The organism is Rhodococcus sp. LB1 (assembly GCF_001583455.1).
Classification (GTDB): Bacteria; Actinomycetota; Actinomycetes; order Mycobacteriales; family Mycobacteriaceae; genus Rhodococcus_F; species Rhodococcus_F opacus.
In genome coordinates, this window is the sequence record NZ_LTCZ01000047.1 from 28,895 (window position 1) to 44,295 (window position 15,401).

12 protein-coding genes and 2 pseudogenes are annotated in these 15,401 nt (G+C 67.1%); 6 read left to right on the forward strand and 8 right to left on the reverse strand.

Going from position 1 to position 15,401, the window contains the following annotated elements; translation table 11 throughout:
- Positions 1-3: 3 nt before the first annotated feature.
- Genes AZG88_RS09120 through AZG88_RS09130 form a run of 3 tightly spaced genes read right to left on the reverse strand, consistent with a single transcriptional unit; the run spans position 4 to position 3,236 of the window.
- Complete coding sequence (locus AZG88_RS09120; RefSeq protein ID WP_005244563.1) at positions 4-1,179, reverse strand: thiolase domain-containing protein; 1,176 nt, start codon at positions 1,177-1,179, stop codon at positions 4-6.
- Positions 1,179-2,243 carry a thiolase domain-containing protein gene (locus tag AZG88_RS09125; RefSeq protein ID WP_061697508.1) on the reverse strand — a complete coding sequence of 355 codons (1,065 nt, stop codon included), beginning with the start codon at positions 2,241-2,243 and terminating at the stop codon, positions 1,179-1,181. Before AZG88_RS09125 ends, AZG88_RS09120 begins: the two co-directional genes overlap by 1 nt.
- Before the next feature lie 12 nt (positions 2,244-2,255).
- A complete protein-coding gene (locus tag AZG88_RS09130; RefSeq protein WP_061697509.1) occupies positions 2,256-3,236 on the reverse strand; it encodes a Zn-ribbon domain-containing OB-fold protein in 981 nt (326 codons plus the stop codon).
- A gap of 79 nt (positions 3,237-3,315) precedes the next feature.
- Between AZG88_RS09130 and AZG88_RS09135 the strand changes: the two genes are divergently transcribed.
- Positions 3,316-4,353, forward strand: coding sequence for an LLM class F420-dependent oxidoreductase (locus AZG88_RS09135; protein WP_061697510.1), 1,038 nt, complete (start codon positions 3,316-3,318; stop codon positions 4,351-4,353).
- Between the two features lie 55 nt (positions 4,354-4,408).
- Here AZG88_RS09135 and AZG88_RS55500 read toward each other — a convergent pair.
- Both AZG88_RS55500 and AZG88_RS09150 read right to left on the reverse strand, forming a co-directional pair.
- A pseudogene (locus AZG88_RS55500) lies at positions 4,409-5,368 on the reverse strand (hypothetical protein).
- A 172-nt stretch (positions 5,369-5,540) separates the two neighbouring features.
- Positions 5,541-6,365, reverse strand: a complete 825-nt coding sequence (locus tag AZG88_RS09150) for a crotonase/enoyl-CoA hydratase family protein (protein WP_061697513.1) — start codon at positions 6,363-6,365, stop codon at positions 5,541-5,543.
- A 79-nt stretch (positions 6,366-6,444) separates the two neighbouring features.
- Between AZG88_RS09150 and AZG88_RS09155 the strand changes: the two genes are divergently transcribed.
- Both AZG88_RS09155 and AZG88_RS09160 read left to right on the forward strand, forming a co-directional pair.
- Complete coding sequence (locus tag AZG88_RS09155) at positions 6,445-8,097, forward strand: acyl-CoA synthetase (RefSeq protein WP_005244557.1); 1,653 nt, start codon at positions 6,445-6,447, stop codon at positions 8,095-8,097.
- The gene (locus AZG88_RS09160) at positions 8,098-9,213 is read left to right on the forward strand and encodes an NAD(P)H-dependent flavin oxidoreductase (protein WP_061697514.1); all 1,116 of its coding nucleotides are present in this window, start codon (positions 8,098-8,100) and stop codon (positions 9,211-9,213) included. It begins immediately after the preceding gene.
- Between the two features lie 41 nt (positions 9,214-9,254).
- Here AZG88_RS09160 and AZG88_RS09165 read toward each other — a convergent pair whose 3' ends face one another.
- Genes AZG88_RS09165 through AZG88_RS09175 form a run of 3 tightly spaced genes read right to left on the reverse strand, consistent with a single transcriptional unit; the run spans position 9,255 to position 13,136 of the window.
- A complete protein-coding gene (locus AZG88_RS09165) occupies positions 9,255-10,826 on the reverse strand; it encodes a long-chain-fatty-acid--CoA ligase (protein WP_061697515.1) in 1,572 nt (523 codons plus the stop codon).
- The gene (locus tag AZG88_RS09170) at positions 10,823-11,944 is read right to left on the reverse strand and encodes an acyl-CoA dehydrogenase family protein (RefSeq protein WP_061697516.1); all 1,122 of its coding nucleotides are present in this window, start codon (positions 11,942-11,944) and stop codon (positions 10,823-10,825) included. The genes AZG88_RS09165 and AZG88_RS09170 overlap by 4 nt, the downstream gene beginning before the upstream one ends.
- A gap of 10 nt (positions 11,945-11,954) precedes the next feature.
- Complete coding sequence (locus AZG88_RS09175) at positions 11,955-13,136, reverse strand: acyl-CoA dehydrogenase family protein (protein ID WP_005244551.1); 1,182 nt, start codon at positions 13,134-13,136, stop codon at positions 11,955-11,957.
- A 247-nt stretch (positions 13,137-13,383) separates the two neighbouring features.
- Here AZG88_RS09175 and AZG88_RS09180 point away from each other — a divergent pair, with 247 nt between their 5' ends.
- The 3 genes and pseudogenes from AZG88_RS09180 to AZG88_RS09190 form a co-directional block, all read left to right on the forward strand.
- On the forward strand, positions 13,384-13,575 hold the full coding sequence (locus tag AZG88_RS09180) for a ferredoxin (protein WP_005244549.1): 192 nt from the start codon (positions 13,384-13,386) through the stop codon (positions 13,573-13,575).
- A 104-nt stretch (positions 13,576-13,679) separates the two neighbouring features.
- Complete coding sequence (locus AZG88_RS09185; protein WP_061697517.1) at positions 13,680-14,597, forward strand: 3-oxoacyl-ACP reductase; 918 nt, start codon at positions 13,680-13,682, stop codon at positions 14,595-14,597.
- A gap of 579 nt (positions 14,598-15,176) precedes the next feature.
- Positions 15,177-15,401 (forward strand): annotated as a pseudogene (locus AZG88_RS09190) (ABC transporter permease); the annotation flags it as partial.

The window sequence follows — 15,401 nt, forward strand, 5'->3', positions numbered from 1 at the left end:
CTCCTAATTGTTCGGCCGGTCGGAACCGACCACCCACATCGAGAAGTACTGCGAACCGCCGCCGTAGGCGTGGCCGAGTGCCTTGCGTGCGTCCTTCACCTGATGGTCGCCGGCGCGGTGCATCACCTGCATCGCCGACTCGGCGAACCGGATCATGCCCGAGGCGCCGATGGGATTGGACGACAGGACGCCGCCGGACGCGTTGAGCGGAAGCCGGCCGCCGATGGCCGTCTCGCCGGCCTCGGTCAGCTTCCAGCCCTCGCCCTCGGAGACGAACCCCAGATTCTCGAGCCACATCGGTTCGAACCAGGAGAAGGGGACGTAGATTTCCGCCACGTCGATCTCGTCGAGCGGATCCTTGATGCCCGCGGCCTTCCACAGTGCCGCCGCGGCGTCCCGGCCGGCCTGCGGATTCACCTGGTCGCGTCCCGCGAACGTGGTGGGCTCGGTGCGCATCGCGGTGGCGTGGATCCAGGCCACCTCACGACCGTCCGCCGTGACCTGCTCGGCCGCCTCCTCGTTGCCGATCACCATCGCGCAGGCGCCGTCCGAGGACGGACACGTCTCGTCGTAGCGGATGGGATCCCACAGCATCTGCGAGGCCTGCACGGATTCGAGCGTGATGTCGGGTTGCTTGAGGTGGGCGTACGGGTTGAGGCTGCCGTTCAGCCGGTCCTTCACCGCCACCATCGCGCCGATGTGATCGGGTGCGCCCGACCGCCGGATGTACGAGCGGACGTGCGGGGCGAAGTAGCCGCCCGCGCCCGCGCCGACCGGCATGTGGAACGGAATGGGGGTGGACAGCGCCCACATGGCGTTCGACTCGGACTGCTTCTCCCACGCCACCGTCAGCACCCGCTTGTGCACCCCCGACTTCACGAGGCTCGACGCCACCACCGCGGTCGAACCGCCGACCGAGCCTGCGGTGTGCACACGCAGGAGTGGTTTGCCGTTGGCGCCCAGCGCGTCCGACATCGCGAGCTCCGGCATCATCGACCCCTCGAAGAGGTCGGGGGCCTTCCCGATCACGACCGCGTCGATGTCGTCCCAGCCCACCCGGGCGTCGTCCATCGCGCGGTCGATCGCCTCGCGAACCAGCCCCGCCATGGACACGTCGTGCCGCTTCGCGACGTAATGCGTCTGACCGGTGCCGAGCACCGCGGCCAATTGATTCGCCATCAGTTGCGTCCCTCCAAGACTGCGACCAGATTCTGTTGCAGCACAGCGCCACTCGTGGCGTGCGCCAGCGTGCGCCCGGCGTTGCCGTCCATGATGGCCTTGGCTGCGTAACCTATCCGTTCCAGACCCGCCGCGAACATCGGGTTCCCGCTCAGCGGGCCGCCCGACGGGTTGATCGCCGTCGCATCGGACAGTCCGATGGCCTCGCGGAGGATCAGTTCCTGATGGGTGAACGGTCCGTGCAGTTCGGCCACGTCGATTCCGCCGAGGTCCCCTCCGGTGGCGGCGCGGGCGGAAGCCGTCGTCGACGGCGAGACCGTCAGGTCGCGGGCGCCGAAGTTCGGGGAATCGATCCGATGCTCGATTCCGGTGATCCACGCAGGCCGCTCGCACAGCTCACGGGCACGATCGCCGGCGGCGAGCACGACAGCGGCCGCGCCGTCCGTGATCGGTGCGCAGTCGTGGGCGCGCAACGGGTCCGCGACGAACGGGCTGGCGAGCAGCGTGTTGATGTCGACGTGCCCCGACAGCTGGGTGTTCGGATTGCTCTCGGCGGCGGCCCGGCTGCGCGCGGCCACGGCCGCCATCTCCTCGGCCGTCCACTTGCCGGCGTCGAGTCCGAGGCGGGCCTGCAGTCCGGCGAGCGACACGGAGTCGAGCGCGAGCGGGGTGACGAGGTAAGGGTCTAGTTGCATCGACAGGATCTTGCGGAGGTTGCCCGCCGACGACTTCCCGAAGCCGTAGACGAGGGCGGTGTCGACCTCGCCGGTCATGATCTTGATCCAGGCCTCGTAGAACGCCCACGCCGCATCCATCTCGACGTGCGACTCGTTGATCGGCGGCACCGCGCCGATCGAGTCGACCGCGGAGATGAAGGAGAACGAACGGCCGGCCAGGTAGTCAGACGACCCCGAACACCAGAAACCGATGTCGGACTTGGTGATTCCGAGTTCCTCGTACAGCTGCTGGAAGCAGGGAACGAGCATCTCGACGCCGTTGGTGGTGCCGGTGGTCTCGCGCACGTGAGGTGCGTGCGCGAACCCGACGACTGCGATATCTGTCATTGTGCCGCGCCCTTACAGGTGGTGTTTGTAGGTGTCGTACTCGGCGTCGGGCTCACCCGTCGGCCTGAAGTACTCGATGTTCTCGAGGGTGTAGCCCCACTCCTCGCGCGGCTTCCATTTGGCCTCCACGCGCATGCCCATCCGCACGTCGGCGGCGTCGCAGTCGAGGATCAGGTGCAGGAACGCGATGTCCGCGCCGTCGAGCAGCACGTAGGCGGCGACGTACGGAGGCTTGATCCGCTGTCCGAGGAAGGGGACGTTCACGATGCAGAAGGTGGTGACGATGCCCCTGTCCGGCAGTTCCACCTGCTCCTTCGTCGGGATGCCGTCGGTGGGGTTGGCGCTGCGCGGCGGGATGTACACCTTGCCGTCCGGTCCGGTGCGACCACCGATCAGCTTGCCCGCCTTCAACCCTCGGAGGTAGTAGCTCTCCTCGGCGGAGGCGGAGTGCATGTAGTCGAGATCGATCGGCGTCGTGACCATCGTGACCGGTTCGGACTCCGCGGACGGGCCGGGTTCGCCGGTCGACTCCCCGGGCTCGAAGCACACGATGTCCTGGATGCGCCCGACCCGCTCCTGCGCCCACCGTGCCCGGACCCGCATACCGGTGCTCATTCCGGCGGGGGAGCCGACGTCCACGGCGTGCACCAGTGACGTGTCGGCGCCGTCCAGCTTGATCAGCGCCCACGCGAAGGGGGTGGTGAGTGGCTGTCCGGCAATCGGTTCCGGCATCCACGTCCAGCTCACCACGGTCCCGGCGTCCGAGACTCCGACGAAGTCGGTGAGAGGTTCGGCGGTGTTCGGATCGAATTCGGGCGGTGGCACGTAGACGCGTCCGTCCGAGCCGCGGGCGCCGATGACCTTGCGGTCGCGCAGTGCGGTCACGAAGGCTCCGATGGTCGGACCCACCGATCGGGTGTAGTCGAATTGAAGTTTCAGCGGGGCGCTCAACGGTTCGTTCGAGAATTTTTCGGCCACCGCGCTCTTTCCCATGCTCACAACTTCGAGTAGAACAGGTTCTAGTGTTTGTGGCAAGGGTCACTTCTGACGACGGTCGATGCGGAGGCACACGATGAAGCTCGGGTTGCAACTGGGATACTGGGGCGCACAGCCGCCGGCGAATGTCCCGGAGTTGATCGCCGCGGCCGAAGCCGAGGGATTCGACGCCGTCTTCGCCGCCGAATCGTGGGGTTCCGACGCCTTCACCCCCCTCGCCTGGTGGGGTTCGAGCACCGAACGCGTCCGCCTGGGCACGTCCGTCGTACAGATCTCCGCGCGCACACCCACCAGCACCGCCATGCACGCACTCACCCTCGACCACCTCAGCGGCGGCCGGGCGATCCTCGGGCTCGGCGTGTCCGGGCCGCAGGTCGTCGAGGGGTGGTACGGGCAGCCGTTCACGAAGCCGCTCGCCCGCACCCGCGAATACGTCTCCATCATCCGGAAAGTCCTGTCGCGGGAGGAACACGTCACGAGCGACGGCCCGCACTTCCCGCTGCCCTACACCGGGCCCGGCAGCACCGGTCTCGGGAAACCGCTCAAGCCCATCACCCACCCGTTGCGTGCCGACATCCCCATCTGGCTCGGCGCGGAAGGTCCGAAGAACGTCGCGCTCACCGCCGAGATCGCCGACGGCTGGCTCGCCATCTACTACTCGCCCCGCCTCGCACCCATGTACAACGAATGGCTCGACGAGGGCTTCGCCCGCCCCGGCGCCCATCGCAGCCGCGAAGACTTCGAGGTCGCGGCCACCTGTCAGGTGATCGTCACCGACGACCGCGCCGCCGCCATCGCCGGCCTCAAACCGATCACCGCCCTGTACGTCGGCGGCATGGGCGCACCCGAACTCAACTTCCACGCCCAGGTTTACACCCGCATGGGCTACGGCGAACAGGTCGAGGAAATCGGGCGCCTCTTCCGCGCAGGCCGCAAGGACGAAGCCGCCGCCGTCGTCCCCGACGAGATGGTCACCGAGACCATGATCATCGGCAACGTCGACGAAGTCCGCGCCGACGTCAAACGCTGGGCCGACGCCGGCGTCACCATGCTCCTCGTCTCCTGCCGCGACGCCGACCACGTCCGCGAACTGTCCGCGGCGGTCCTCGGCTGACCTCCCGGCCGGGCGAATGTACCTTTCGGCGCACCTGAGGCGTTGAACGGCGCATTTACCCGGGCGCTCTGAGCATCCGGACCTCCGGCCGGGGGGCGGGACGACGCCAGCTGGTAGTGCGACCGGAGGTCGGCGATCACGCGGTCGGGGTCGTCGCGGACGGCGCTCGGCAGCGTCGGCAGCACGATGATGCCGTGGTTCTGCATCCGGGTGCGGCGCTCGACTGTCGATTTGTACGCCTTCGGTGCCAGATGCCAGTCGAGGGAGTCGATGTCCCAGGCGAATGCGACGTCGTCGATCCATCCGTCCGGCATGGCGATGAACTGTCCGTCGGCGTCGACGATCTTGCGGTTGAAAACCATTCGGGGCAGTCCGCTGCGCAGCCATAGTCTGCGCGCTTCGGCCTCGGACACCGAGTGGACGTCGGCACTCACTTCGCGCAGCACTGTCCGAGGGAGTGCTGCACCCCGGCCGCTACCCGAGTCCAACTCCGCGATCAGCTCGGCAACGCTCACCTCGCCTCGCTGGATCACCTCGGCGACGAGGGATCGAGTGCTGTCCAGGGTGCGGCACCGTCGTGCCGCGTCGAGCAACGCGCGTGGAAGCGGGGCGCAGGGAAGCCCGTTGCGTGTCACCGGCACGGGCAACCGCGTCGTACGTTCGACGAGGACGAAGCCCGTGGACTGCACGCGCCGGTGCGTGGCGATCAGAACGTGGGCGTCGCCGGAGTACGACGTTCCGTAGCCGTATTCGTGCAGCGCTGCTCGCCCGGTGAGGACTGCGTTCTCGCCGCTGAGCACGATCGCGGCCACGGCACGCTGACGCGCGGTCGGGTGGCCGTTGCCGAGCATCACGACACCCGGAAGGATGCGTTGCCACGGCCCGCCCGGACGGCATCGAGCGTCGATCGCCGAATTCGATACCCCCCACTGCCTCAACTCGGCGGTGCGGATGATTCCGGATCGGCTCACTCCGTACAGGTCTTCGAGGCGATGCCCCACTCTCCCCGTCGCATGGAGTCGATGATGACGCACTCGCTGTCGGCGGCAGGTGTGGTCGCCAGGCGATTTGGTGAGGTCTGTGGATAACTTGGGGCTGTGGATAACCCTCACATCCTGGGCGAATGTACCTCTCGCCGCCTCAGATGCGCCGAAAGGTACATTCGCCCGGGATTAGTGCACCCGGGGTCAGCGGCCCTCGAATTTCGGCGCGCGCTTTTCGGAGAAGGCGCGGGGGCCTTCCTTCGCGTCGGCGCTCTTGAAGACCTCGGTGCCGAGGGCGGCGTCGATCTGGAATGCCTCTTCCTCGTGCATGCCTTCGGTGTCGCGGATGGTCTTCAGGATCGCCTGGACGGCGAGGGGGCCGTTGGCGGAGATGAGGTCCGCGAGTTCGAGGGCCTTGTCGAGTGCCTGACCGTCGGGGACGATGTGCCCGATGAGACCGATCTCCTTGGCCTCGGGGGCCTTGATATGACGTCCGGTCAGCAGGATGTCGGCGGCGACGGTGTACGGAATCTGCCGGACGAGGCGCACGGCGGAGCCGCCGAGGGGGAAGAGTCCCCATTTGGCTTCGGAGACACCGAATTTGGCACTCTCTCCGGCGACGCGGATGTCGGTGCCCTGGAGGATCTCGGTGCCGCCGGCGATGGCGGGACCCTCGACTGCGGCGATGAGGGGCTTGGTGAGGCGCCGTCCCTTCAGGAGTGCCTCGATCTTGGACAGGTCCCAGCCGCCACCGGAGAACGAGTCGCCGGGGTGCTGTGACGTCATGGCCTTGAGGTCGGCGCCCGCGCAGAATGCGCCGCCTGCGCCGGTGAGGATGGCGACCCGGATGTCCGGGTCGGAGTCGACCTGATCCCACGCGTCCCGCATGATCGCCATCATTTCGCCGGACAGCGCGTTCTTCGCCTCGGGGCGGTTCATCGTCACGATCAGGACGTGTCCGCGCTTCTCCACGAGGCAGTGCGGCGACTGTGCCGAAATGTCGGATTTCTCGGTCGTTGTAGAGGACACTGAAGTCTCCCGAAGGGTGTGTGAGCTGGCTCTCAAATTGGGTCTTGCCAGAAACGGTAACACGTTCTACTTTGTTGACGTGGCCCTTAATATCGCAGACCTCGTAGAGCACGCAATCGACCTCGTTCCGGACCGCGTCGCGTTGGTGTCCGACGACCGGGAAGTGACGTACGCGCAGATGGAGGAGAGGGCCAATCGCCTCGGCCACTACCTGCGCGAACAGGGTGTCCAGCCCGGCGACAAAGTGGGCATCTACTGCCGGAACACCATCGAGGCCATCGAGGCCATGGTGGCGGTCTTCAAGATCCGTGCCGTGATGGTGAACGTCAACTACCGGTACATCGAGAACGAGTTGCAATACATCTTCGACAATTCGGACATGGTCGCGCTCGTTCACGAGCGCCGCTACTCCGACAAGGTGGCGAACGTGCTCCCCGAGACGCCGCTCCTGAAGACCACCGTCGTGGTCGAGGACGGCACCGATCTCGACTACGAGGGCACCGAATACGAGGCCGCACTGGCGCAGGGTTCCCCCGACCGCGACTTCGGCGAGCGCACTGGCGACGACCTGTACATGCTCTACACCGGTGGCACCACCGGCAAACCCAAGGGCGTCATGTGGCGTCACGAGGACGTCTGGCGGGTTCTCGGCGGTGGCATCAATTTCATGACCGGTGAATACGTCGAGGACGAGTGGGACCTCGCGAAGCTGGGCGCCGAGAGCCCCGGCATGACCCGCTTCCCGATCCCGCCGATGATCCACGGCGGCAGCCAGTGGGCGGTGTTCCAGAGTCTGTTCGGCGGCGGAAAGTGCGTGATGCACCCCGAATTCGACGGCCACGACGTGTGGCGGATCGTCGATCAGCACAAGGTCAACCTCATCTTCATCACCGGTGACGCGATGGCGCGACCGATGCTCGACGCGCTGGTGGAGGGCGACAAGGCGAGCGGCGAACCCTACGACCTGTCGTCGCTGTTCCTGATGGCGAGTTCGGCGGCGCTGTTCTCGCCCAGCATCAAGGAGAAGTACCTCGAACTGCTGCCCAACCGGATGATCACCGATTCGATCGGTTCGTCCGAGACCGGTTTCGGCGGCCTGAGCGTGGTCGCGAAGGGCGACTCGCACGGCGGCGGCCCGACGGTGAAGATCGACGCGTCCACCTCCGTCCTCGGCGAGGACGGCAACCCGGTGGAGCCCGGCTCCGGCGTGGTCGGCATCCTGGCGCGCAAGGGGCACATCCCGATCGGCTACTACAAGGACGAAGAGAAGACCAAGGCCACGTTCAAGGAGATCAACGGCATCCGCTACTCCATCCCCGGCGATTTCGCGCAGGTCGAGGCGGACGGCACGGTGACGATGCTCGGCCGCGGCTCGGTGTCCATCAACAGCGGCGGCGAGAAGATCTTCCCCGAGGAGGTCGAGGGCGCACTCAAGTCGCATCCCGACGTCTTCGACGCCCTCGTGGTCGGAATTCCCGACGAACGCTTCGGCCAGCGCGTCGCCGCCGTCATCCAGACCCGGGGTGGGGCGCGTCCGGGTCTGCACGAGATCGCCGACGCGGCACGCAAGGAGATTGCGGGATACAAGGTTCCGCGCAGCCTCTGGTTCGTCGACGAGATCAAGCGCTCGCCGGCAGGAAAGCCCGACTACCGCTGGGCCAAGGAACAGACCGAGACCCGTCCGGCCGACGACCACAACGGCAACGGTTCGCCCGAAAGCAAAGGCGCGTAAATGCACACGAGTTTGAGCGAGAAGTTCGGCATCGAGTACCCGGTCTTCGGGTTCACTCCCTCCGAACACGTGGCCGCGGCGATCTCCCGGGCCGGCGGTCTGGGTGTGCTCGGCTGCGTCCGGTTCAACGACCCCGAGGAACTCGAGGCCGTCCTGTCGTGGATGGACGAGAACACCGACGGCAAGCCGTACGGCGTCGACATCGTGATGCCCGCCAAGATTCCCACCGAGGGCACGTCGGTGGACCTCGAGTCGCTGATCCCCGCGGAACACCGCGCGTTCGTCGACCGGACCCTGGCCGAGCTGGGGGTGCCGCCATTGGATTCGGGCGCCGAACACGCGACCGGCGTGCTCGGCTGGCTGCACTCGGTGGCGCGCTCGCATGTGGACGTGGCCCTGAATCATCGAATTGCGTTGATCGCCAACGCCCTCGGTTCACCGCCGAAGGATGTCATCGACCAGGCCCACGAGAAGGGCGTTCCGGTGGCCGCGCTGGCCGGCGCCGTCGAGCACGCGCGCAGACACGTCGCGAACGGTGTCGACATCGTCATCGCGCAGGGGTACGAGGCCGGTGGGCACACCGGTGAGATCGCGTCGATGGTGCTGGTTCCCGAGATCGTCGATGCCATCGGTGATTCCGCCGCAGTCCTCGCGGCCGGTGGTATCGGCAGCGGACGTCAGGTCGCCGCTGCGCTGTCGCTGGGGGCGGCGGGGGTGTGGATGGGGTCGTACTGGCTCACCACCTCCGAGTACAAACTCGGCAGCGCGTCGTCCGAGGGACCGTCCGCGATCCAGCGCGCCCTGCTCGGTGCAACGTCCGCCGACACCGTGCGGTCCCGGATCTACTCGGGCAAGCCCGCGCGCCTGCTCAAGACCAAGTGGACCGACGCCTGGTCGAAGCCGGACGCGCCGGCGCCGCTACCGATGCCGCTGCAGAATCTGCTGGTCAGCGAGGCGCATCAGCGGATCGCCGCGTCGGAGAACCCGGATGTCGTCGCGATGCCGGTGGGACAGATCGTCGGCCGGATGAACGAGATCCGTCCGGTGGCCGAGGTGATGGACGAACTCGTCAAGGGCTTCGATTCGGCGGTGTCCCGCCTCGACAGCTTCCGCTAGCCGATGTGAGTGGCAAAGTATGCGTCAGCACACTTTGCCACTCACCTGGGGGAGTAGCCGGAACCTTCGCGGACCCACACCGGGTCGGTGCACTCGGCGGCCTCGGCGCTCAACACACGGGTGAGGACCTTGAACGTGGCGGTCCGCGGGAACTCGGCACACACCCGGATCAGGCTCGGGCGCTGCTTCGGACCCAGATCGGACTGCGCGTCGAGGAAGCTCGTGAAGGCCGCGGGATCGAAGTCGCGCGTCGGGACGACGGCCGCCATCACCCGATCCCCGACTTCGGGATCGGGCGCCGCGTACACCGACACCTGGGCGAAGCCGTCGTACCGCATCAGGATGCGTTCGATGGGCGCCGAACCGATGTTCTCGCCGTCGACGCGCAACCATCCGGAACTGCGCCCCGCGAAGTACACGAACCCGTCGGCGTCCCGGTATGCGAGGTCGCCGCTCCAGTACTTGCCGTCGCGGATCCGCTCGGCGTCGGCCTCGGGATTGTTGTAGTAGCCCGCGAACGCACCCGACCCCGCGACGTTGACGAGTTCACCGGTCGCGGCCTCGGCATTGAGCACCCGGCCGGCGTAATCGAATTCGGCCGGGGGACAAAGATCGCCGGTCTCGGGGTCGAGGATCGCGATGCCCTCGGGGAGCTTGCCCAGGGAGCCTGCCGGCGTCCCGGGGCTGGTGGAGATGGCGACACCGCCCTCGGTGGAGCCGAATCCGTCGACCACCGCGGTGCCGAAGCGGCGCGCGAAGGCTGCGACCGCGGGCGCGGACCCCTCGTTGCCGTACATCACCCTCAACGTGTTGTCGGCGTCGTCGGGCATCTCGGGGGTAGCCAGCACATACGACAGCGGCTTTCCGACGTAGTTGGCGTACGTGACGCCGAACTTCCGCACATCGGACAGGAAATTCGACGCGGAGAACTTGCGCCGCAGCGCAATCGAGCTGTGTCCCGCGAGCGCCACGGACCATGCCGCCATCATGGCGTTGGAATGGAACATGGGCATCGACATGTAGACGACGTCGTCCGGCGTCAGCCCGAAGCGTTCGGCGAGCATGATTCCGGGTCCGGTGATCTTCGCGTGGGTGCAGCGCACCGCCTTCGGATCGCCGCTCGTGCCCGACGTGAAGATGAGCATGAACAGGTCGTCGGCTGCGGCCGGCCTGGGTGTGAATTCGGGGCGCTCCTCGGCGAGCAGCGCGGACCATGCCGGTGAATCCACGTCGACGACGGGAACGCGAGGGTCGAGACCGTCCAGCAGCGCGGACTGCCCGGAGTCGGTGAAGACCACCTGGCAGTCGGCCAGCGCGATGTCGCGGGCCAGCGCCGCCCCGCGTCGAGTGGTGTTGAGCCCCACGAGCACGGCGCCGGACAGCGCGGCCGCCCCGGCGATGAGCGAGAACTCGGGGACGTTGTCTATCAGGACACCGAAGTGCCGGGGACGCTGTGCATCGAGCAGATCTTCGAGGATCGCGGCGCGCCGCAGGCTCGCCCGCACGTGTTCGGACCACGACAGGAACCGGTCCTCGAAGTACAGGCCCTGGGCGCCCGACGTCGAGACGCCCAGGAGCAGGTCCGATACCGTGCGCGCGAGCGTGGCGGTCATGCCGGGACGGTGGCCAGTTCGGCGCCGAGGATCCGCAGCTGCTGGGTGGCCGAGCCGAGCCGGAACTCGAGTGCCTTGGCGGCGAGGAAGTACCGATGCACGGGGTGGTCCTCGTCGAGTCCGACGCCACCGTGGACGTGGACGAGGGTATGGGCCACCCGGTGTCCGGCGTCGGACGCCCAGAAGTTGGCGGTCTGGATGTCGCCCTCGCTGGGCAGGCCTTCGCTGAGCCGCCACGCCGCCTGCCACAGCGTGAGCCGGACGCCCTTCACGTCGATGTAGCCGTCGGCGAGTCGCTGGGCCACGGCCTGGAAACTGCCGATGGGCCGACCGAACTGCACCCGCTCGCGGGCGTAGGCCGCAGTGAGTTTCAGGGCTTCGTCGAGGACGCCGTACTGGTACGCGCAGGCGCCGAGCGAGCCGCGCTCGACGAGCCAGTCCACGATTTCGCCGCCCTGGTCGAGGGCACCGAGCACGCGGTCCTCGGTCAGCGACACTCCGTGGAGGGTCACCTCTCCGGTGCTGGCCAGGTCGACGGTCTGCTGGCGGGTGACGGTCACTCCGGCGTCGTCGGGGCGGACGAGGAAGACGGCCACACCGTCCGGGGTAGTTGCCGGGACCAGGAAGAGGTCGGCGGACGGCGCCGCGTCGACCACGATCTTGGTGCCGTCGAGGGTCCAGCCGCCCGCGCCGCGTTCGGCACGCGTGACGGGCGCACCCGCAGTGTCGTTGAGTTCCTCGTCGAGGGCGGCGGTGAGGATCTTCTCTCCACTCGCTGCGGGAGTGCCCCAGTCGGAACGCTGCCGTTCGGTTCCGAACTTCGCGATCGCCCCCGCCGCAATCACGATCGACGACAGATAGGGCACCGGCGCGACGGCGCGGCCCAGTTCGATGAGGATGCTGCACTGCTCGAGGACGCCGAATCCGTCGCCGCCCACCGACTCCGGCAGCGCGGCGCTCAGGACGCCGGACGACGCGAGTGCGGACCACAGCCGGCGATCGAGGCGGTCCTCCGCGTTGTCGAGTTCGCGCAGCCGGTCGTTGGTGACGAGGTCCGAGACGATTCCTCGGGTGAGCCCGGCCAGGTCCTGCTGGGCCTCGGTGGGGGTGAAGTCCATTGTCGTAGTCCTAACGCTTCGCTGGGGGCAGGCCGAGGGCGGTCATGGCGATGATGTCGCGCTGCACCTCGTTGGTTCCGCCGCCGAACGTGAGGATCAGCGACGACCGGTGCATCCGTTCGAGTCGCCCGCGCAGCAGGACCCCGGGGGAGTTCTGCCGCAGGGTGGCGGAAGGTCCGAGGATCTCCATCAGCAGCCGGTACGCCTCCGTGGCGAACTCCGTGCCGTAGACCTTGTTGGCGGACGCCGCCTCCGGGCCCGGCGCGTGGTCGGTGGACGAGGCGATCTCCCAGTTCATCAACTTGAGGTACTCGGCTTTGGCGTGGACCCGGGCCAGATTGATCTGCACCCATTCCTGGTCGATGACGCGGCGGCCGTCCGGCAACTTGGTGTTCTGCGCCCATTCGCGCACTTCACGCTGGGCGGTGAGGACCGGCCCGGCGGATGTCAGGGCGACGCGCTCGTGGTTGAGCTGATTGGTGATCAGTGCCCAGCCGCCGTGTTCGGGGCCGACCAGCGCGGACGACGGAACCCGCACGTCCTGGTAGTAGGTGGCGCTCGTGTCCGGACCCGCCATCGTGTGGACGGGGGTGTACGAGAAGCCTTCGGCGGTGGTCGGGACGATCAGCATGCTGATGCCCTTGTGCTTCTTGGCTTCGGGATCGGTGCGGCACGCCAGCCACACGTAATCGGCGTACGCGATCAGGCTCGTCCACATCTTCTGGCCGTTGATGACGTAGTCGTCGCCGTCCTTGACGGCGGTGGTCCGGAGGCTGGCGAGGTCGGTGCCCGCTTCGGGCTCGGAGTAGCCGATGGAGAAGTGGAGTTCGCCGGCCGAGATCTTGGGCAGGAAGAACGCCTTCTGCTCGGGGGTGCCGAAGTGCATGATCGTCGGCGCCACCGAGTTGATGGTGAGGAAGGGGACCGGGGCGCCGGCGATGGCGGCCTCGTCCGTGAAGATCAGCTGCTCCATGGCCGACCGTTCCTGGCCGCCGTACTCCTTGGGCCACCCGAGTGTCAGCCAGCCGTCCTTGCCCATCTGGGCGACGACGTCACGGTAGACGTTGCCCTCGCCGTATTCGCCGGTGGTGGCGGCCAGTGCCTCTCGACGCTCCGGCGTCATCAGCTTCGCGAAGTACGCGCGCAGCTCTTCCCGCAGCTGTTGCTGCTGCGGTGTGTAGGTGATGTGCATCGAAGTACCTCTCCAGTCCGAGAGCGGAATCAGCTGAAATCTGGCACAGGTTCCAGTCTCTGCGGTGCATTCGCGGAGTCGGCCCCGGCCGACCCCGGAGCGTGCCCGGTAGGCGTGCTCGCAGTCGTGGAACGAATCATTGCACACGACTGGAACAGGTTCTAGTGTTATCGCAGGAACGGAGTGCGCCGCAGCCCGGCGGCACCCGGATCCGCGAGTGACGAGACGAGGAGAAGTGAGGGTTGCCATGGAGGTCAGAGTCGATTTCGACCGTTGCGAGGCCAATGGTGTGTGCGTGGGGATCGCACCCGACATCTTCGAGCTCGACGACGACGATCAGCTGCACATTTCGAGTGCAGTTCCTCCCGCTGACCGGGAGGAGGACGTGCGTACGGCGATCGCCCAGTGTCCGAGGGCCGCGCTCTCCGAGCATCCCTGAGGATTGTTGCCCGGAATGAGAACACGTTCTACAGTGACGTCGACCTACCGCCGTGTCGTGGTTCGCGACCTGCGGCGAGTGCACAGAACCAGGAGAGCGTGTTCATGAATGCTGTGGCTGACCGCGATGTGAACGTGGACGGCAAGGTCGCCGTCGTGACCGGCGCCGGATCCGGCCTCGGGAAGTACGAGGCGATCGCGCTGGCCCGCGCGGGTGCGTCCGTCGTCGTCAACGACCTGGTCGGGAACGACGCCGTGGAGGCGACGCTCGAGGAGATCCGGGGCCTGGGCGCGAAGGTCGAGTTCGTGGCAGGCGACATCGGGGAACGGTCCACCGCCGACGCGATCATGGAGGCGGCGCAGGGCCGGCTCGGCAGCCTCGACATCCTGGTGAACAATGCGGGCATCACGCGGGATCGCATGCTGTTCAACATGTCCGACGAGGACTGGGACCTGGTGCTGAAGGTTCATCTGCGCGGCCACTTCCTGCTGTGCCGCGCAGCCGCGGCGTACTGGCGGGGCAAATCGAAGGAGGCTGGTGCGCCGGTGTACGGGCGCATCGTCAACACCTCGTCCGAGGCAGGACTGCTCGGCCCCGAGGGGCAGGCGAACTACGGCGCGGCCAAAGCAGGAATCACGGCGCTCACGCTGTCGGCGGCCCGTGGGCTGTCCCGGTACGGCGTCCGAGCCAACGCGATCTGCCCTCGCGCCCGCACGTCGATGACGGAGAACGTCTTCGGAGAAGCACCGGCCGAGGGTTCCGACCCGTTGTCGCCCGAGCACGTGGCCGCGCTGGTCGCCTACCTCGCATCGCCCGCCGCCGACTCCGTGAACGGCCAGGTCTTCGTCGTCTACGGCCCGATGGTGGCATTGATGGCGGCACCGGTCGTGGAGCGGCGCTTCGACGCCGTGGACGGTCGGTGGACACCCGGTGCGCTCGCGGCGGAACTCGGGAACTACTTCGGGGATCGGGATCCTGCCGCCATGTTCTCGGCCTCCGCGGCGCTACGCGAACTGGGCTGATCTGCGTCTCTGGGGCCGAAGAACCGACACGAAGGTTGTTTCCGTATCGTTTCCGCAGGTAATGCGCCCGCGATGGGCGATACTGAAGGCAACTGAAGAGCGGCGGAACGGGGGCCGGGTGCCCGTGGTGGGGTGTTCGAGAGGTGTGCCGGATTTGACTAGATCGTGTTCTAGTTCTGCTGCCGTCGAGCAGTTCGATCGAGCCTGCCTATCCGGCCCGGAAGCTCCCGGTGCCGACCTCCGTGCACGGTCGTGGAGAACTGGGGCCGGCAACGATTCCGGCGTTCGTCGGCACTCCGTAGATGTCGCTCAAAGTGCTTGTGCTATAACATCTTAGGTCCGCCACTCGGATTCCCGCTCGGCGCAAATTGCCGAGTCCGATCGGACGGAGACACGCCCGGCTTTTCGGTTGAATTCGGCCCTCGGGGCGTGCTGAATGTGGGACGATTCATGCTGATGAGGGACCACCTTTGACAGGTGAACACGTTCTAGTTAATATGACCTGAGTCACAGACCGTCCGGGGGGCTGGGCTCGAACTGACAGTCGGTGCTGGGCGAGATCATGGACGAGGAGGACGGATGGTAGACCTCCTCGAGGTGCCGTTGCGTGCGGTCGGCGGGTTCTTCTCGATGTCGGGCGAAACGTTGAGGGCAGTCTTTTCGAGGCCCTTCCAGCGTCGCGAGTTCGTCGACCAGGCGTGGTTCGTCGCCCGGGTCTCGATGGTGCCCACCGTGCTGGTGGCCATCCCGTTCACGGTGCTGGTGAGCTTCACGATCAACATCCTCCTCCGTGAGATCGGCGCC